Source organism: Pseudomonas sp. MF6776 (genome assembly GCF_016613125.1).
GTDB classification, from domain to species: Bacteria; Pseudomonadota; Gammaproteobacteria; order Pseudomonadales; family Pseudomonadaceae; genus Aquipseudomonas; species Aquipseudomonas iridis.
In genome coordinates this window covers 16,643-35,126 of record NZ_JAENSQ010000008.1, presented here as the reverse complement: position 1 = coordinate 35,126, position 18,484 = coordinate 16,643, and the positions used below count along the sequence as shown (strand labels likewise).

The following is an 18,484-nucleotide window of genomic DNA, read 5'->3' as shown; positions in this document are numbered from 1 at the left end:
TCAAGCTGCCTGTTTTGCCATGACGAAGGCCGCAAGGCTCGCCACGTTGGAGAAATGGTTGCGGGTGTCTTTGGCGTCGGCGTCGATCTTGATGCCGTACTTTTTCTGGATCGCCAGACCCAGTTCCAGTGCGTCGACAGAATCCAGGCCCAGGCCTTCGCCGAACAATGTTTGATCGTCGCCGATGTCGTCGACGCTGATGTCTTCGAGGCCGAGGGCGTCGATGATCAGCAATTTAATCTCACGGTGTAGATCGCTCATCTTCGGCGAGCTCCTTGATGAAGTAAGAATGCAAATAGTCGTTGAGCTTGCGCGAGGCCTGCGGTGCCGGGCCTTGTGCTGCGAATGCCTGTGGATCTATATCGGCCCCGACACGAAAACTGAAGTGCACGCGGCGGCTGGGGATCCGATACCAGGGCTCGGCTTTGGTCAGGGTGGTCGGGTTGACCTTGATAACCACCGGCGTAAGGATTTTCGCACCCCGCAGGGCAATCGCCGCAGCCCCCCGATGAAAGGCTGGTGCCTGGCCCGGTTGAGTACGGGTGCCTTCAGGGAAAATGATCAGGGTCTGGCCGTTTTGCAGGGACTCGGCCGCCGCATCGAGCATGTCCATGCTGCCGTCGTTGCTGATGTATTCGGTGCTGCGCAGCGGGCCACGGGTGAAGGGGTTTTCCCACAGGCTTTTCTTCACCACGCAGTTGGCCTGGCGCACCAGACCGATCAGGAACACCACATCGATCAACGACGGATGATTGGCGATGATCATCTGTCCTGGACGACCGAGACGCTCAGCGCCCTGAATGTCGTAGGTCAATACGCCGGTGCGAGCCATGAATCGGACAAAAAACCAGAACAGCCGACTGACTGTCTGCCGCGCACGCTGACGGTGCTTCAGGGCATCACCGGGCAGACAGCCGAGCACCGGGAAAACCAGCACGCGCAGGCACAGCCCGCCCAGCCCGAACAGCGCGAAACTCGCCGCGGTGGCCAGCAGACGCCAGTAGTAAGCGTCGCGGTTCTTCTCGGTCACGGGTTGCGTTGCCAGGTCCATACACGATTTTTCCAGGCATGTTGGCAAAGGGGCTGCTGGCCGAGCAGGGTGCGTAGCAAGTTGAGCGCGTGTGGCCAGTGCGCTTTGGACCGTGCTTCGGTGGTGCTGTTCAGGGTCAGCCGCCAGTCGGTACCGGGAGTGAGCAACAGACCCAGCGCGTAAGGAAACGGCACATCGTCGATCCACGCCGAATAGGCTGCGGGCGGCTGTTCTTCGGTAATCACCAGCAACACCGCCGGAGCGCCTTCATTGAGCAGGGCTGCGGCTTCGAGCATGCCGTGTTCGAGACCGTCGCCAGCGGCGGCGAGGGCGGTCATTTCGCTGGTTTCGCCGCGCATGATCGACCATAGGCCGATGATCGCGTTGTGCACCGAGAGGCTGAATTGCGTCGGCGACAGCGGTTCGTCTTTGGCAAGGTCGCTGAGGATCTCGTAAGTGCGCGGGGTCTCGCCGTGTCGCGAGACGAACACCAGCGGCAGGTTTTCCCGTCCGTCGGCCAGTGGCCAGCCGACACTGAAAGCCATTCTGGCCAGTCGGCTGAGGCGGCGGCGTTGCATGGCCGGCAAGAACGATACATCGGGCGCGGCATCACTGCTCTGGAGCACGACCGGTTGTCGGCTCCAGGCTTGCCATGCGTCCACGCTATCGAGCCCCGGGGCCCACGCGCGCCACTGGGCGATGTTGAAGTTGATCACGGACATTCATCCCGCCCCTGCGGGCTTTTTGTTGAGGCGTGAGTCGCCAAAGCCGCAGCAGGCTTGACGTGGCGCTTGGCGCCGGGTGGCGCGCATTATCCCGGTGACACGGGTGTGTAGCAAATGCTGGTTACATTTTGTGCAGTGAAATGTACCGAATGGTTCGCGGTAAAACTGTCACTTGGCCATTATCCAGATTGTCGGCGGCTTGTCTGTCGGCCATCTCGGCGATTGCTGGTGGTTTTTACTGGTCCTGCACGCGGAAAATTGCACCTGACCTGTAGTCCATGTCCGCGAAGGTAGCGAAGCGAGGCGGCGCGCATCTACACTCGGTCATTCTTTGATACACGGAGGTTTTGTCATGCGGCGCGTGGTGTTCAATCAGAAAGGTGGCGTAGGCAAATCCAGCATTGCCTGCAATCTGGCAGCGGTCAGCGCCAGTGAGGGTTATCGCACACTGTTGGTCGATCTGGATGCTCAGGCCAACTCCACTCAATATCTGACGGGGCTCACCGGCAACGATATCCCGATGGGCATTGCCGATTTCTTCAAACAAACGCTGTCTTCAGGGCCGTTCTCGAAGAAGAATCAGGCGGATATCTACGAAACCCCGTTCGACAACCTGCATATCATCACTGCTACCGCCGAGCTGGCCGATCTTCAGCCGAAGCTTGAGGCGAAGCACAAGATCAACAAGCTGCGCAAATTGCTCGATGAATTGTCCGAAGATTACGACCGGATTTATCTCGATACACCCCCAGCGCTGAATTTTTATGCGGTATCAGCGCTGATTGCGGCAGATCGCGTGCTGATTCCCTTCGATTGCGACAGCTTCTCGCGTCAGGCCTTGTACGGGTTGATGGCGGAAATTGCAGAATTGAAGGAAGACCACAACGAAGGGCTGGAAATCGAAGGCATCGTGGTCAACCAGTTCCAGGCGCGGGCCAGCCTGCCGCAGCAGATTCTCGATGAGCTGATTGCCGAAGGTTTGCCGGTATTGCCGGTGTATCTGACCAGTTCAGTGCGCATGCGTGAATCGCATCAGGCCAGCATGCCGCTGATCCACCTGGATCCGCGGCACAAGCTGACCCAGCAGTTTGTCGAGTTGCACAACCTGCTCGAAGACGCGTGACTTCTCGAAGCTCCCACAAAACCTGTGGGAGCGGGCTTGCCCGCGATGAGGCCGGCACGTTCAGCATCTGAAGTGCCTGATCCAGTGTCATCGCTGGCAAGCCTGCTCCCACAGAGTTTTCAGGGTGTGTCAGATGCCCTGACTACGCAGCCACGCCATCAACTGCGGTAACGGAAACGCCCCGCTCTGGCGCGCCACCTCCCGACCGTTCTTGAACAGAATCAGACTCGGAATCGAGCGAATCCCCAACTGCGCCGATAACTGCTGATTCGCCTCGCTATCAAGCTTGGCCAGCCGGCACTTGCCCGCCAACTGCGCAGCCGCCTGCTCGAATATCGGCGCAAACGACTTGCACGGCCCGCACCAGTCCGCCCACACGTCCACCAACAACGGCAGATCACCCTTGATCTGGCTGGCGTAATCGCCTTGCTTGAGTTCGAAGGGTTTGTTCAGCAGCACCGCGGATTTGCAGCGACCGCACTTCGGCTGGTCAGCGAGGCGCTCGGCGGGAATGCGGTTGAGGCCGTTGCAGGTGGGGCAGGGGATGAGCAGTGGGGTGGTCATGAGCAAAGTCCGATGAAGAGCTGATAAGCGTAAGTTGGAGACGTTTGCTCATATTTTCAATCGTGCAGGCTTCAAGGCTGCACCTAGGCTGGAGCACACCGAGCGGGTCCGTTGGTCTGCTCGGTAGTATCGCAACTTGCGATAATTTCGGTCTGTGATTAACTTTCTATAGCAGAATGCGATAAGGATGTTGCATGCATGTCATCACTGCAAAACGAATACGAGAAGCGAAGGCCAGATGGCCTAATGCAGCCACCGCACTGGATCACTGGCTTGAAGTGGCGAAAGGCAGCAAACCGTTAGATTTTGCCGCGATGAAGGCGCTGTTTCCGGCTATCGACAAGGTGGGTGAATTTCATGTTTTCGATATTGGCGGTAATAAGCTGAGGTTGATCGCCTATGTCAGATATCGGCCGCAAAAGTTGTACATCAAGCATGTGTTGGATCATCGCGAATACGATCGCGGTAAATGGAAGGAGGCATAGGCATGAGTGTTCTGATCAAAAAAGCCGCCGAGCACTGGGAGTTCGTCTCGCCATTGCTGCGCAAGCCGAAAAACGAAGGCGATTACGACAGACTGGTTCAAGCGCTCGACGAGTTACTCGAAATGACCGGCGATGATGAGTCCCATCCTTTGATGAGCCTGGTGGATATTATCGGGGACTGGATCGAAGAGTGGGATCACACGCATCATCCAATGCCCAAACCGCCCGGTTATGAAGTGCTGGGATATCTGATGCGCGAACATGGCTTGACCCAGAGCGACTTGCCCGGTGTTGGCCCTCAGTCAGTCATTTCGGAGATCCTGAGCGGCAAGCGCCAGCTCAACTTGCGCCAGGTCCGCTGGTTGGCTGATTACTTCAAGCTGCCGGTAGATGTATTTATCTGAAGGGCACGGCAAGACCATGCAACGCCATGACAGTCGCACTCTGCTAGCATGTCGCGCGGCTTTTTCAGCCGTAGCTGTCAACTAAAGGGAATTAACTGTCATGAGCCACACCCAAGAGGCCGCTGTGCCTACCGACTCCACGCCTTACAAGGACGCGAGCATGAGTTGCGGGCATTGCAACTACACGCTCAAACCGACGTATCACCAAGCGTTCGAACTGGTTCGGTTGCAACCCATCAACTGTTATCAGTGCAGCTCGGATCTATTGCTTGATGAAGCCGACCGTCAGGTGCTGGACAAAAAACTGCATACGGCCACCCGTATCGGTAAGTTGGCGTTGTTGATTCTGGGGCCGTATTTCTTGATCAGCCTGCTCGCGACGCTCTATTTCATGTTCTTTGCCAAACCGCCTTTCCCGGGATTCTCGGGGGTATTGTTTGGCGGCGGGCTAGTGATCGGGTTCCTGCTCAAGAGCGCCGCAACGGACAGCGAAGAGCGCGACTTCGTGCTATTCAAGCAAGGCAAGCGGCCTTCTGCGCAGACGCAAGCTGCGTAACTCAACGCTGGCGAGGCCCTGCGACCGCGATTGAGATTCGCGGCCGCACAGACCTGAACGCTCGCTCTGCCCGCACCAATTGGCAGCGCCGGCGCTCCAATTTGCGCCTGGCCAGTTTGATGCCATCACGACGAACAACTGATCTCCAGATGCTTGCCCCACTCGGGCGGGCGCTCGGCATAGCTTTCCATCCCCGGTTGTTCGTCGAATGGCTTGCTCAACACCGCATACAACCGGCGAACCTCTGAATAGTCCCCTTGTTCCGCCGCATCAATCGCTTTTTGCGCCAGATAATTACGCAGGATGTACAGCGGATTGACCGCGTGCATGCGCGTGCGGCGTTGCTCTTGATCGAGCGCGCCATCACGGGCAACCCGCGCCACATAGCGTTCGCCCCAGGCGTCGAAGCCTTGGATGTCGACGAAGTCGTCACGCAATTGAGCAACGGCCAGTTCTGCGGATTGATCACCGAGCCGGCGGAAGAATAGCGTGTAGTCGACGCCGCTGTTCTGCATCAGTTGCAGCAGGTTTTCCAGCAGCAATTGATCGTCATCCTCAGCAGTGGTGAACCCGAAACGACGGCGCATCAGGTCGAGGTAGTGCGCCTGGAACAATGGCAAATACAAGCCAAGTGTTTCGCGCAGGGCTTCAACGCTGATGAACGGCGTCAATGCCTGGGCCAGGGCACTGAGGTTCCATTGGCCGATAGGCACTTGATTGCTGAAGGAATACCGGCCCTGGTCGTCCGAGTGGTTGCAGATGAAGTTGGCGTCGAAGTCATCAAGAAAGGCGAACGGGCCAAAGTCGAAGGTGATGCCCAGGATCGACATGTTGTCGGTGTTCATTACGCCGTGGCAGAACCCGTAGGCCTGCCATTTGGCGATCAGTTCGGCGTTGCGTTCGACGACCTCGCGGAACATCGCCAGGTACGGTTCGGGTTGCTCCAGGCATTGCGGAAAATGCATCGCCAGCACATGCTCGCCGAGCAACTTCTGCTCCTCGGGACGCTTGGTGTAATAGAAATATTCGAAGTGGCCAAAGCGGATATGGCCTGGCGCCAGACGCAGCACCATCGCGGCGCGTTCCTGCTTTTCGCGCCAGACCGGGGTGTCGGAGCCGATCACGCAGGCTGCTCGCGAGGACGGAATGTTCAGCGCGTGCAGCGCTTCGGAAGCGAGGAATTCACGGATCGACGAACGCAGCACGGCGCGACCATCGCCCATGCGCGAAAACGGCGTCTGCCCGGCGCCCTTGAGGTGCAAGTCCCAGTGCTCGCCGGCCGCGTTGTAGACCTCGCCGAGCAATAAGCCGCGACCATCACCCAGTTGCGGCGTGTAGCCGCCGAACTGATGCCCGGAGTACACCATCGCTCGCGGTTCGGCATCGGCCCACAGCTTGTGGCCGCCGAACAGTTCGGCAAACTCTTGCGTTTCGGCGGTGGCCGGCTCTAGATCCAGCAGGGCGAGCGCTGCGGGACTTGCGACGACCAGACGAGGGTTGTCGATCGGCTCGGGCAGCACGTGGGCGGAGAATGCATCGCCAAGGCGGGCGAAACGATTGTCGAAGGTCAGTTCGTCGAGGGCTTTCAAGGGCCGGCTCCAGCAGAATGTCCGAGCATTCTGCTGGGATTAACCGGGTTAGTCGAGTTTGGTCGGTGGCGGCTCTTGCAAAGGCTCTTGTGGCGAATCTTGCAGCGGTTTTTGCTCGGCGCCAACCGGCACGATGGTTTTGGTCTCCGCTTCGATGGGCACCAACTTGTATTCCTGGCCATGCAGGTTCTTCAGGTAAACCTCCATCTGGCGGAACGAGATGTTGATGTGCTGCTTCTTGAACTCGCGGTTGATAAAGCGGTTGACCTCATCAAGCACGGGGTTGCGGTCACCCAGATCGCGTACGTGCATGCGCAGTTCGTGGTCGAGGGTGCTTTCGCCGAAGTTGAGGAAGTACACGAGCGGTTCCGGCTCCTTGAGCACGCGCGGGTTTTCCCGGGCGGCCTTGAGGAGCAGCTCTTTGACCAGATCGAGATCGGAACCGTAGTCGACACCGAGTTTGAGCGTGACTCGGGTGACGGTGTCGGTCAGCGACCAGTTGATCAGTTGCCCGGTGATGAACGTCTTGTTCGGGACAATGATGTCCTTGCGGTCGAAGTCGGTAATAGTCGTGGCGCGGATGCGGATCTTGCTCACCGTGCCCGACAGGTTGCCGATGGTGATGGTGTCGCCGATCCGCACCGGGCGTTCGAACAGAATCATGATGCCGGAGATGAAGTTGGCGAAGATCTCCTGCATACCGAAACCGAGGCCGACCGACAGCGCCGCCACCAGCCATTGCAACTTGTCCCAACTCACGCCGAGGGTCGACAGGGTCGTGACGAAGCCGATGCCAGCGATCACGTAGGACAGCAGTGTCGTGGTCGCGTAAGCACTGCCCTGCGCCAGATTGAGTTTTGACAGCACGAACACTTCGAGCAGGCCGGGCAAGTTGCGCGCCAGGGCAAAGGTGATGCCAATGATGATCAGCGCGCCAAGCATGTCGCCGATGCTGATCGGCACCATGCTCATGTTGGCGCCGGTGCCACTGGTGTATTCGTAAAGGGTGATGTTGTCGAGGTACGAGAACACCGAGATCAGGTCCGACCAGACCCAGTACAGCGCCGCGATGAAACCGCCGAGCAGGGCCAGACGGATCAGGCGCAGGGACTGTTCGTTGACCTTTTCGATGTCCAGCGTCGGCTCTTCAATGACGGCTTCGCCTTCGCCGGCCTCTTTCGCGGCCTGGCGCTTGGCCAGGGCACGCTGGTAAGCCAGACGCCGTGCGGCAACGCTGAGGCCGCGAACGAAGGTGGCTTCGATCACCAGCCAGAACATCAATAGATAGAGCGTGTTGATCAAGCGATCGCTGAGTTTCAGCGCGGTGTAGTAGTAACCAAAGCAAACGGCTACGAACAACGCGATTGGCAGCAGGGTAAACATCACGCCAAGAGCCTTGCGGAACAGCGAGGTGTTTTGGTGGGTAGGGCTGCTGATCAGCAGACGGCTGAGCAGCCATGCCATCAACGCGTAGCAGGTCAGCACCACCGGCATGCCGAGGACGTCGTCGGCCAGCGCCGCTGGCTGCAATTCCGCGACCGCGACCACTGCCACCAGTGCCATGACCACCAGGCCGAGTCGACGCACCCAGCCTTGCAGGAATTCGACCTGGGGTTTTTCCCAGCGGAAGTGCAATTCGGCCACGCCGCCCGGCGCCAGAATCCGGTAGGCGGTGTAGAACACCAGCCATGCCTGACCCATTTGCAGCAGCGCCGCGCCCATGTTGGCGTTCTGTCCGCGGGCGTCGATCTGCAAGGCCAGACCGCACAGGCCCAGTCCCAGCGCCACCGGCATCGCCAGCAGAATATTGATCAGGATCGCCTGCGGCGTGTGCCACTGGCTGTCGCGTTTGAAGTGGCCGATGTCCTGGTGAACCTTGTTCAGGCGCCCATACAGACTCTTGCGCCGCCACAGCAACGCGCCGATCAGCAGCGCCAGCGGCAGGAACAGCAACGGTCGCTGGGTCAGCCCGTCGGTCAACTCGCTCAGGCTGGAAGCCCACGGCAACGTATCGACCTGACGCTTGAGGCGATCCGGCACGCCGCGCATCCACTCCAGATCCAGCGGCTTGTTGCTGGGAATCCAGAACATCTGCTCGTCGAGGGTCGCGCGCAGGCTTTGCGCGGTGCTCAGCAGTTGCTTCTGGTTGAGTTGCAGGGTGATCGATTCGTTGAGCATCGCGCTCAATTCGCGGTTGAGCCGCTCCAGCAGGTCGGCGCGCGTGTTGGCCAGGTCAAGGAGGCTTTTGCGCAGCTGCGGCGTAATCTCTTCCGGCGGCTGGGTAGTCAGCAGGTTGTCCACATAGGACGCCGGATTGCTCAGCAGTTCACGCTGCTGGCTGACATCAAACTGATACAGGCGGATGTCGGCGATCTGATCCGCCAGATCACGGTCGACCTTCAGGCGAGGCAGAGCCTGTTTCTGTTTGTAGAGAATCTTCGACAGCAGCAGGCTGCCCTTGAGCACGGCAATCTGCTCGTCGAGGGCGGAGTCGCTCTGGGTCAGAGTGTCGAGTTGCTGTTTGGTTAGCAGGTTCTGCTGAGTGACTTCGTTGAGACGATCGGTACTCTTGAGCAGGTAGTCCGAGAGTTTGAGGTTGGCGGCGCTTTCAGTGGCGAGCAGGCTGCTGCTGCCGGCCTTCTGTGCCTCGATCGATTGCTGGGTGACGGTTTCCTGAGACTGCGCCAGACGCTTCTGGTTGATCAGGGTCTGCAGTTCCTGGATCTCGCGGTCGAGGCGGTCGGATTTTTCGGACAGCAGGTCATGTTGAGCGTTGCCCAGATCCTGCAACTGGTTATTGCCGGCCAGTTCCTGGCGGCGCAACGGTATCAGCGCGTTCAGCGCCGCCAGCTCGGCATTCAACTGGTCGCGCTGCTCGGCGCTGACGGTCTTGCCCGCTTCCTTGCCGGACTTGAGGATGTTGTTGATCTGCTGAATGCGCGTCTGGCTGGCGGAAATTTCTGCCTGAGCCCGCTCGGGACGAGTCTGCGCGGTGATGATCAGGCTGTTGGCCTCGGCCAGGGCTTTTTGCAGATCACTTTGCTGGGTCGAGCGATCCGTCAGGATTTGCTCCAGCTGCTGGATCGACTCCTTGGGGAAACGCTGGGTCACCGGCACCACCGCAGTGGCCTTGAGACGCGTCAGTTCGCGGGTGCTCTCGATGGTCTGCCGGGGCGCGGAGGCCAATTGCTGCTTGAGATCGATCAGCTTCTGTTCGTAATCACGCTGATTGTTCAGATGATTGAGGGTGTTCTGCAGGACAGTTTGCAGAGTCTTTTTATCGGCATCCGGCAGTTTACTGTCGGCGAGCTTGTCGAGGCTGGCCTGCACGGATTGGCTCGACGGTGGTTCGGCGGCGTACAGCGGGCCGACAGTAAGACTCAGGCCCAGAAGGGCCGCGACGAAAAAGGAGCGCAGGGTAGGCATAGAGACCGGTCAAGCAAGTGATAGTGGACGCAGTTTAGAGGAAGAGTCCGGGGCCCGGGCGACTTCCTTCGGGGAATCTGACGCCCACTTTAGCAATCTTGTTCCCGTCCATGACCGCCACCGTCCAATGGGTGTTGTTCCACTCCACCTGGTCACCCACGATCGGCGCGCCCCCAACCTTGTGGGCAATGAAGGTGCCCAGGGTCATGTCCGGATCGATACCTTCGGCCGGCAAGCCATAAAGCGCGGCAACCGCTTTAAGCTGGGCGTCTCCTTCGAGCACGAAGTCGCCGAAGAAACGCAGGTCGAGGCCACGTTGTGGCGCCTGGCTGAACAGTTTTCCGAGCGCCGGCAAGTTGTGTTCATGGCCGATAACACACAGCAAATCATCGACTTCCAGCACCGTACTACCCGACGGATGGAGCAGTTGCTGGCCACGAAACAGCGCGGCGATGCGTGTGCCTTCGGGCATTTTCAGCTCGCGCAGGGGCGAACCGATGCACCATTTCTCCGCGCCGAGCTTATAAACGAACAGCTCCCACTCGCTGGTGATGTGCACTTCCAGTGCGGATCGCGAAATCGGCGCAGGCTCCGGAGGTACGGTGACCTTCAGCAGTTTGGCGACCCACGGCAGGCTTGTGCCCTGCACCAGCAGTGACACCAACACGATGAAGAAGGCGAGGTTGAAGTACAGCTGCGCGTTCGGCAGCCCGGCCATCAGCGGGAACACCGCAAGAATGATCGGAACCGCGCCGCGCAGGCCAACCCAGGAAATAAAGACTTTCTCGCGGCCATGGAACGCCTTGAACGGCAGCAGGCCGACCATCACCGACAACGGCCGCGCAAACAGAATCATCCACAGCGCCAGGCCGAGGGCGGGCAGGGCGATGGGCAGCAAATCGTGCGGCGTGACCAGCAGCCCCAGCACCAGGAACATGCCGATCTGCGCCAGCCACGCCATGCCATCGAGCATGTGCAGGATGCCGTGACGGCTGCGCACCGGGCGGTTGCCGATCACCAGGCCACACAGGTACACCGCGAGGAAACCGCTGCCGTGCAAGGCGTTGGTCAGGGCAAACACCACCAGACCGCCAGCGATCACCAGAATCGGATACAGGCCGGCGGCGAGGTTGATCCGGTTGACCATTTGCAACATCAACCAGCCACCGCCGAGCCCGACCATGCCACCGATACCGAACTCGCGGATCAGGTGGGTCAACAGGCTCCAGTGCAAACCGGTCTGGCCGCTGGCGAGCATGTCGATCAGGGTCACGGTGAGGAACACCGCCATCGGGTCGTTGCTGCCGGATTCGATTTCCAGGCTGGCGCTCACCCGTTCGTTCAGGCCCTTGCCGCCGAGGAGCGAGAACACCGCCGCGGCGTCGGTGGAGCCGACGATGGCGCCGATCAGCAGGCCCTGGATCAGGTTCAGGTCGAACAACCAGGCCGCTGCCATGCCGGTCAGTCCGGTGGTGATCAAGACTCCGACCGTCGCCAACGACAGCGCCGGCCACAACGCCACGCGAAAACTTGATACCCGCGTGCGCAAGCCGCCGTCGAGCAGGATCACCGCCAGCGCGAGGTTGCCGACCAGATAAGCCGTGGGGTAATTGTCGAAAATGATCCCGCCGCCATCGACCCCGGCGGCCATGCCGACCGCGAGAATAATGACCAGAATCGGAATGCCGAGCCGGGAAGAGAGTGAGCTGACAAGAATGCTTGCGCCTACCAGCAACGCGCCGATCAAGAACAGGCTGTTGATGGTCGTCGCATTCAAAGGCAGTACTCCAGAAGCGTAAAGACGGGCGCAAACTGACCATGCAGTCTGCGTGCCAGCGATTCTAACCTGTTGAAATGTGGTGATGTCAAAAAGGTTTTTGGTAGATCAAAAGATCGCAGCCTGCGGCAGCTCCTACAGGGTGTACATCAATCCCATGTAGGAGCTGCCGAAGGCTGCGATCTTTGCTCTTGTCGATCAAAGGCTGAACCGCCCAACCATATTGTTCAGATCCAGCGCCAGCCGCGACAGCTCGTTACTCGCCGCACTGGTCTGATTCGCGCCGGTCGCCGATTGCACCGACAGATCGCGGATGTTCACCAGATTACGGTCGACTTCCCGCGCCACCTGCGCCTGTTCTTCAGCGGCGCTGGCGATCACCAGGTTGCGCTCGTTGATCTCGACGATGGCGGTGTTGATGGTGTCCAGCGACATCCCGGCACCACGGGCGATGTTCAGCGTCGACTCAGCACGCTCAGTACTGTTGCGCATCGAATCCACAGCGTGTTCGGTGCCGCTCTGAATGCTGCCGATCATGCGCTCGATTTCGCTGGTCGACTGCTGAGTGCGATGGGCCAAGGCACGCACTTCGTCCGCGACCACCGCAAAACCACGACCGGCCTCACCGGCACGCGCGGCTTCAATCGCGGCGTTCAGCGCCAGCAGGTTGGTCTGATCAGCCAGGCCACGAATCACGTCCAGCACCTTGCCGATGTCACGGGACTCATTGGCCAGATCACCGATCAGGCTCGCCGTGCTCTGCACGTCGGCGCTCATGCGTTCGATGGCGCTGACCGTTTCCTGCACCAGATCACGGCCGTCGCCTGCTGACGTGGTGGCGTTCTTCGAGGCTTCCGAGGTGCTTACCGCGTTGCGGGCGACTTCTTCGACCGCGCTGGTCATCTCGTTGACCGCCGTAGCCGCCTGTTCGATTTCGTTGTTCTGCTGAGTCAGGCCGCGCGCGCTTTCGTCGGTGACGCTGTTGAGTTCTTCTGCGGCCGAAGCAAGTTGCGTGGCCGAACCGGAAATCCGCTGCAGGGTGTCACGCAGCTTCGATTGCATCTTGGCCATCGCCGCCAGCAGGCGTCCGGCTTCGTCGCTGCCGTCGACGTGGATCGGCTGCGTCAGATTGCCTTCGGCGATGGTCTCTGCCGCTTCCAGTGCTTTGGAGATTGGCTTGGTGATGCTGTTGGTCAGCAACCAGGCGAACAGCACAGTCAGGCCGCTGGCAATGATCAGCAGAGTGACCACCAGGTTGAACGACATGGAGTACTGGTCAGACGCATCTTTATCAGTTTCGGCGATTTGCTGGGTGTTGATTTCCAGCAAGCGCGCCAACGCGGCATTCACCGCTTCCGAATTGCTCAGCAAGTCGCTATTGAGCATCTGCCGCAGTTCATCGATCTGGTTGTTGCGCGACAGGGTTTTCATCCTGTCTTCCAACTGGCGGTACTGCGCGAGCAATTGCACGTACTGGTCGTAAGCCGAGCGTTCCTGTGGGCCGTCGATCATTGGCTCATAGGCGCGTTGCGCGTCGGCGATCTGCTTGTTGCGCAGTTCGAAGAGCTCGAAGGTTTTTTGCTGGACGTCCGGTTCACGGTTGATCAGCAAGCGATACGACAGCACCCGAAGACGAAGCGTCAGTTGAGTGAATTCGTCCAGGGCCTTGATCGATGGCACGCTCTCGGTGGCGATGTCTTCGCCTGCCGCGCGGATTTTGTCCATCTGGTTCAGGGCGAACACACCGAGAATCAACATCAGGCCGCCGATCAGGGCGAAACCAGTGAACGCCCGGGGGGCGATATTCATATTGCGGAGGGACATGGGCGGATACCGAAAAGGGCCGCATCCATGCGGGCTGAGACTGCTAATGCATGGCTTATCGGTCAGGCAAATGAACTCTTTAGTTCATGTGCGTATTTGTCGCACCCCGCATTGAGCGACGAAGTGCAGGAACCAGATTGGCAGATCACAGTCTTTTAAACTCGCGAGAACGGTCGGCCGTCAGGAAAATCAAGGCTTTGCGCCGGTTTAAACCTAGCGTCCACGACGACTTTTCTTTATCGTACGCGCCCTTTGAAAAACGCTTGGAAGATCAAAATGTTGGAAGCATCCCTCAGCCAGTTGGAACAGCTCGTCAGCGACCTGGTGCAACAGAACCAGACCCTTTCGCAAACCAACCAGACCCTGTCCACGGAACTGGCCCAGGCCAAGGATGAAAACGAAAGCCTGCAACTGAACCTGATGGAACAGGAAGAAAAACACGGCGCCACCGCCGCGCGCATTCAAGCCCTGGTTGATCGCGTCAACGCAGGTCCTGTCAGCGCATGAGCCACCACACAGCAGGGGTAAAAGTTGTCTCCATTCTTGGGGAGGACTATTCGATCAAGGCGCCAGCCGGGGAAGAACAGACCCTGCTGGACGCCGCACTCATGCTCAAGGCCGCGTTGGCGGACACCAAAAGGAAATACCCGACGCTGATCGGCGACCGCCTGCTGGTGCTGGCGGCAATGAATCTGTGCTCGCAGCAGATCGAAATGAAGAAACAGCACCAGCAAGAACTCGACCGTTATCAAGAGCAAGTCAGCGCCACGGTCGACACCATCGCCAAGACCATCAATCAGGGTTGATGGGGTTGCGCACAACCAAAGAATAGATTGTCGATTGAGTTGTATACAATCGGCACGGCTGTTGCATTGTTTCGGCCACTTATTCTTTGGGGGTGCTCCATGCATTTGTGGCGACGCAGTATTCAATGGCAGCTGATTCTCAGTATGGGCACCGCCCTGCTGGTCAGCATCCTGATCGTGGTTGGCATTTATACCCTGGTGGTCAACCGCCTCGCCCAGAGCTATCTGGTCGAACAAGCGCTGCCGTCGAGCATTGAAGCGACGCGCAACGATATCGAACGCATCCTCATACAACCGCTGACCGCCGCGAAAGATATCGCTAGCAATTCGATGGTGCGCGACTGGCTGGCCGCCGGTGAAGACAGCAGCAAAACGGCCGGCTTCGCGCAGTATCTGGAAGGCATCCGCGCCGAACATAAAGCATTTACTGCTTTGATCATCGGCACTGAATCCAATCACTACATCAGCGAAAAAGGCCTGGATCGCACGCTCAGCCGTACCAAACCGGCCGACGCCTGGTTTTACTCCTTCCTCGACAGCGATCAGCCGCGCACCCTCAATATCGACAACGATGTGGCGACGGGAGAGCTGGCGCTGTTCATCGATTTGAAGGTCGAACAGGCTGGCAAAGTCGTCGGTGTGGCGGGCCTTGGGTTGAGCATGAAAGAGCTGTCGGAGCTGATCCATAATTTCAGCTTTGGTGAGCGCGGCAAGGTCTATCTCGTGCGTTCCGACGGTTTGATCCAGGTTCATCCTGAAGCGCAGTTCAGTGGTAAACGCACCTTGAACGAGCAGATCGGCGCCGAAGCGGCGCAAGCGGTCATGGGCCAGAAAGTGGCGACGAATCGCTCATTTCAGCGCGACGGCGAGGATTTCCTCGCTTTCAGCCTGCCGTTACGCGATCTCGGCTGGACGCTGGTGGCCGAAGTGCCGCAATCGCAGATCTACGCCGAAGCCCGCAAGGCGATGTGGATGAGCGGCGCAATCGGTCTGGCAGTGGCGCTGGTATGCCTGCTGCTGGTGGTGTGGCTGGCGCAGGGGCTGGTGCGGCCGATCCGTCAGGTAACAGCCGCGTTGGTGGCAATCGGTAGCGGTGGGGGGGATTTGACCCATCGGTTAGATTCCAGTCGTGCAGACGAGTTGGGTGACCTGGCGCGCGGCTTCAATCGCTTCCTCGACAGTCAGCGCGAAATGATTGGCGAAGTCCTGACCACCAGCGAGCGCCTGCGCACGGCGGTGGGGCAGGTGGCGAAAGTGGTGGAAAACACTGCCGAGCGTTCCGGTCGCCAGCAGGAAATGACCGACATGGTCGCCACGGCTGTCCACGAAATGGGCCTGACCGTGCAGGAAATCGCGCAAAACGCCGGCAACGCCGCACTCGCTTCGCAAAACGCGCGGGATGAAGCCATGCAAGCGCGGGAAGTGGTGGGCGGCTCGATTCGGCACATTGAAAGCATGTCCGATGAAATCGGCCTGGCGGCCGGTGCGGTGGGTGAACTGGCGCAGCAAGTGGCATCGATCGACTCGGTGCTGGCGGTGATTCGCGGCGTCTCTGAACAGACCAATTTGCTCGCCCTTAACGCGGCTATCGAGGCTGCCCGGGCGGGTGACATGGGGCGTGGTTTTGCTGTAGTAGCCGATGAGGTCCGCACGTTGGCGCGACGGACCCAAGCGTCCACCGACGAAATTCAACTGATGATCGGCAGCCTCAAGCAGGGCGCGGAAAATGCCGTGTCATCGATGCGCACCGGGCAAGCAGCGACGGGCACTGGGGTCGAGTCGAGCCAGCGTACCGGTGCGTCGCTGACGGCGATCACCGGGCAGGTCGAGCGCATCAGCGACATGAACCATCAGGTGGCGACCGCGACCGAAGAACAGTCAGCGGTGACTGAAGAGATCAACCGCAACGTACAGGGTATTTCCGATCTGGCCCGGGCGACGGCGGGGGAGGTTCGGGCGTGTCGCGAGGATTGTCAGATGTTGCAGCGTCTGGCGGATGATCTGGCGCGGCAGATGGGTGGGTTCAGGTTGAGCTGATGCCCTGTCAGTTCCGGCCCCATCGCGGGCAAGCCCGCTCCCACAGGTATTGCGGCGTGTTCACATGGTGCGTGAACACCACAGAACCCTGTGGGAGCGAGTTTGCCCGCGAAGACGGTATCAGCCGCACGCATAATCCAGATCAGAACCAAGCATCCTGCATCGCCAGGCACGTATCATCCCGCGCCTCCAGCAACGCCAACTCGTGGTGACAGCCCGGCACTTCCCACGTCAGGAAATACCGCGCCGCCTGCAACTTGCCCTTATAGAAGTCGGCGTCCGCGGCATTGCCCTTGGCCAAGCCTTCCTCGGCGCGAATAGCCTGCTCCAACCAGCGCCAGCCAATCACCGTGTGGCCAAACACTTTCAGATACAGCGCCGAATTCGCCAGGCTGCTGTTGACCTTGCCCTGGGCAAGATCGGTCAGCAAACCGATGGTCACCACTTGCAGGCGCGCCACCAGTTTTTCCAACGGCTCACGCAGTGCGGTTAACGATTCGTACGCAACAGCGCGTTCAGCGGTGTCGGCGATCAGCCGCACCAGTTGCTTCAAGCCTGCCCCACCGTTCTGCGCCAGTTTGCGCCCGAGCAAGTCCAGCGACTGAATGCCGTGGGTGCCTTCGTGAATCGGATTCAAACGGTTATCGCGGTAATACTGCTCAACCGGGTATTCGCGGGTGTAACCGTGGCCGCCGAGAATCTGGATCGCCAGTTCGTTGGCCTTGAGGCAGAACTCCGACGGCCAGGATTTGACGATGGGTGTCAGTAAATCCAGCAGTTCATGGGCGTGCTTGCGCTCGGCTTCGGTTTCCAGTGTTGTGGTGTCATCGAACAACCGCGCCGCATACAGCCCGAGGTCAAAGGCACCTTCGACGTAGGACTTTTGCGTCAGCAGCATGCGTCTGACGTCGGCGTGCTGAATGATCGCCACGGGCGCAGTGGTTGGATCCTTGCTGTCCGGCACCCGGCCTTGCGGACGTTCGCGAGCGTACTCCAGCGAATACAGGTAACCGGCGTAACCGAGCATCACCGCGCCCATGCCAACGCCGATCCGCGCCTCGTTCATCATCTGGAACATGTAGCTCAAACCGCGATGCGCTTCACCGACCAGATAGCCGACACATTCACCGTTATCGCCGAAGTTCAGCGCGGTAGACGTCGTGCCCCGCCAGCCCATCTTGTGGAACAGGCCCGCCAGCAGCACATCGTTGCGTTGGCCCAGGGTGCCGTCATCGTTGACCAGCAACTTCGGCACGATGAACAGCGAGATACCTTTTACCCCCGGCGGCGCGTCTGGCAGCTTGGCCAGCACCATGTGCACGATGTTTTCCGAGAGCGGATGATCACCGCCGGAAATAAAGATCTTGTTGCCCTTGAGGCGATAGGTGCCGTCGGCCGCAGGCTCGGCGCGGGTGCGAATATCCGACAGCGAAGAGCCCGCGTGCGGCTCGGTCAGGGCCATGGTGCCGAAAAAACGGCCATCGATCATCGGTTGCAGGAAGCGCTGCTTCTGTTCATCCGTGCCGAAGCTTTCGATCAGGTTGGCCGCGCCCATGGTCAGGAACGGGTACGAAGTCGAAGCAGCATTGGCCGACTGGAAATGCGCGAAGCAGGCTTGCGACAGCAGTGTAGGAAGTTGCATGCCGCCGGCGTCGAAACTTCTCGCAGCGTTGAGGAATCCGGCTTCGAGGAAAGCATCCACCGCCGGTTTCACCTCGGGAATCAGAATCGCCTGACCGTTCTCGTAGCGCGGTTCGTTCTCGTCACCCTTGCGGTTGTGCGGCGCGAAGTATTTCTCGGCAATGTTGCGGGCGGTGCCAATGGCGGCATCGAAGGTCTCGCGGTTGTGCTCGGCAAAGCGCTCACGCCGGGTCAGGCCTTCGGCATCAAGGACTTCATACAGCTCGAAAGCCAGATTGCGGGAACTGAGCAGCGTCTCGGACATGGCGGCCTACCTGAAATTGGGGTTGGGCCGAGTCTAGGCTTGCTGATAAACACTGAACAGGAAGATTGATAAGCGTGATGTTGGGCTAGAGCGCCGACTTAACGAACACCCCAAACAATTGTGGGAGCGAGCCTGCTCGCGAAAGCGGTGGGTCAGGTAACATTGATGTCGACTGACACTCCGTCTTCGCGAG

15 protein-coding genes and 3 pseudogenes are annotated in these 18,484 nt (G+C 59.4%); 8 read left to right on the top strand and 10 right to left on the bottom strand.

Annotation, left to right across the window (positions count from 1 at the left end; translation table 11 throughout):
- The 3 genes from JJD74_RS11435 to JJD74_RS11425 are packed head-to-tail and all read right to left on the bottom strand — an operon-like array spanning position 1 to position 1,752.
- Positions 1–261: a phosphopantetheine-binding protein gene (locus JJD74_RS11435; protein WP_047299425.1), complete on the bottom strand. Its 261-nt coding sequence runs from the start codon at positions 259–261 to the stop codon at positions 1–3.
- Positions 242–1,051: a lysophospholipid acyltransferase family protein gene (locus JJD74_RS11430; protein ID WP_042557295.1), complete on the bottom strand. Its 810-nt coding sequence runs from the start codon at positions 1,049–1,051 to the stop codon at positions 242–244. The genes JJD74_RS11435 and JJD74_RS11430 overlap by 20 nt, the downstream gene beginning before the upstream one ends.
- Positions 1,027–1,752 (bottom strand): beta-ketoacyl synthase chain length factor, encoded by a 726-nt coding sequence (locus tag JJD74_RS11425; protein ID WP_042557296.1) that lies wholly within the window; start codon positions 1,750–1,752, stop codon positions 1,027–1,029. The genes JJD74_RS11430 and JJD74_RS11425 overlap by 25 nt, the downstream gene beginning before the upstream one ends.
- 355 nt (positions 1,753–2,107) lie before the next feature.
- On the opposite strand from JJD74_RS11425, the gene JJD74_RS11420 reads away from it, so the two are divergent.
- Positions 2,108–2,878, top strand: a complete 771-nt coding sequence (locus JJD74_RS11420) for a ParA family protein (RefSeq protein WP_042557297.1) — start codon at positions 2,108–2,110, stop codon at positions 2,876–2,878.
- Positions 2,879–3,007: 129 nt separating this feature from the next.
- On the opposite strand, the gene trxC is transcribed toward JJD74_RS11420, so the two are convergent.
- A complete protein-coding gene (trxC, locus tag JJD74_RS11415; RefSeq protein WP_200613870.1) occupies positions 3,008–3,442 on the bottom strand; it encodes a thioredoxin TrxC in 435 nt (144 codons plus the stop codon).
- Between the two features lie 194 nt (positions 3,443–3,636).
- Between trxC and JJD74_RS11410 the strand changes: the two genes are divergently transcribed.
- The 3 genes from JJD74_RS11410 (at position 3,637) to JJD74_RS11400 (ending at position 4,887) form a co-directional block, all read left to right on the top strand.
- On the top strand, positions 3,637–3,927 hold the full coding sequence (locus JJD74_RS11410) for a type II toxin-antitoxin system HigB family toxin (RefSeq protein ID WP_200613868.1): 291 nt from the start codon (positions 3,637–3,639) through the stop codon (positions 3,925–3,927).
- Positions 3,928–3,929: 2 nt separating this feature from the next.
- Positions 3,930–4,331 carry a helix-turn-helix domain-containing protein gene (locus JJD74_RS11405; protein ID WP_042557300.1) on the top strand — a complete coding sequence of 134 codons (402 nt, stop codon included), beginning with the start codon at positions 3,930–3,932 and terminating at the stop codon, positions 4,329–4,331.
- Between the two features lie 100 nt (positions 4,332–4,431).
- The gene (locus JJD74_RS11400) at positions 4,432–4,887 is read left to right on the top strand and encodes a hypothetical protein (protein ID WP_200613865.1); all 456 of its coding nucleotides are present in this window, start codon (positions 4,432–4,434) and stop codon (positions 4,885–4,887) included.
- Positions 4,888–5,012: 125 nt separating this feature from the next.
- On the opposite strand, the gene selO is transcribed toward JJD74_RS11400, so the two are convergent.
- The 5 genes and pseudogenes from selO to JJD74_RS31415 all read right to left on the bottom strand — a co-directional run.
- Positions 5,013–6,476, bottom strand: coding sequence for a protein adenylyltransferase SelO (selO, locus tag JJD74_RS11395; protein WP_200613862.1), 1,464 nt, complete (start codon positions 6,474–6,476; stop codon positions 5,013–5,015).
- Positions 6,477–6,524: 48 nt separating this feature from the next.
- A complete protein-coding gene (gene mscK / locus JJD74_RS11390) occupies positions 6,525–9,902 on the bottom strand; it encodes a mechanosensitive channel MscK (RefSeq protein ID WP_042557304.1) in 3,378 nt (1,125 codons plus the stop codon).
- Positions 9,903–9,936: 34 nt separating this feature from the next.
- Positions 9,937–11,679 (bottom strand): potassium/proton antiporter, encoded by a 1,743-nt coding sequence (locus JJD74_RS11385; RefSeq protein ID WP_042557305.1) that lies wholly within the window; start codon positions 11,677–11,679, stop codon positions 9,937–9,939.
- 198 nt (positions 11,680–11,877) lie between these two features.
- A pseudogene (locus JJD74_RS31420) lies at positions 11,878–12,477 on the bottom strand (methyl-accepting chemotaxis protein); the annotation flags it as partial.
- 303 nt (positions 12,478–12,780) lie between these two features.
- Positions 12,781–13,437: pseudogene (locus tag JJD74_RS31415) on the bottom strand (MCP four helix bundle domain-containing protein); the annotation flags it as partial.
- 342 nt (positions 13,438–13,779) lie between these two features.
- Here JJD74_RS31415 and JJD74_RS11375 point away from each other — a divergent pair.
- From JJD74_RS11375 to JJD74_RS31405, 4 genes and pseudogenes are all read left to right on the top strand, one after another.
- Positions 13,780–14,010 (top strand): hypothetical protein, encoded by a 231-nt coding sequence (locus JJD74_RS11375; protein ID WP_042557307.1) that lies wholly within the window; start codon positions 13,780–13,782, stop codon positions 14,008–14,010.
- Positions 14,007–14,309 (top strand): cell division protein ZapA, encoded by a 303-nt coding sequence (locus JJD74_RS11370; protein WP_047299440.1) that lies wholly within the window; start codon positions 14,007–14,009, stop codon positions 14,307–14,309. Before JJD74_RS11375 ends, JJD74_RS11370 begins: the two co-directional genes overlap by 4 nt.
- Positions 14,310–14,408: 99 nt before the next feature.
- Positions 14,409–15,482 (top strand): annotated as a pseudogene (locus tag JJD74_RS31410) (HAMP domain-containing protein); the annotation flags it as partial.
- 18 nt (positions 15,483–15,500) lie between these two features.
- Positions 15,501–16,346 carry a methyl-accepting chemotaxis protein gene (locus JJD74_RS31405; RefSeq protein ID WP_425312370.1) on the top strand — a complete coding sequence of 282 codons (846 nt, stop codon included), beginning with the start codon at positions 15,501–15,503 and terminating at the stop codon, positions 16,344–16,346.
- A gap of 142 nt (positions 16,347–16,488) precedes the next feature.
- On the opposite strand, the gene JJD74_RS11360 is transcribed toward JJD74_RS31405, so the two are convergent.
- Positions 16,489–18,291 (bottom strand): acyl-CoA dehydrogenase, encoded by a 1,803-nt coding sequence (locus JJD74_RS11360; protein WP_200613858.1) that lies wholly within the window; start codon positions 18,289–18,291, stop codon positions 16,489–16,491.
- Positions 18,292–18,484 lie beyond the last annotated feature (193 nt).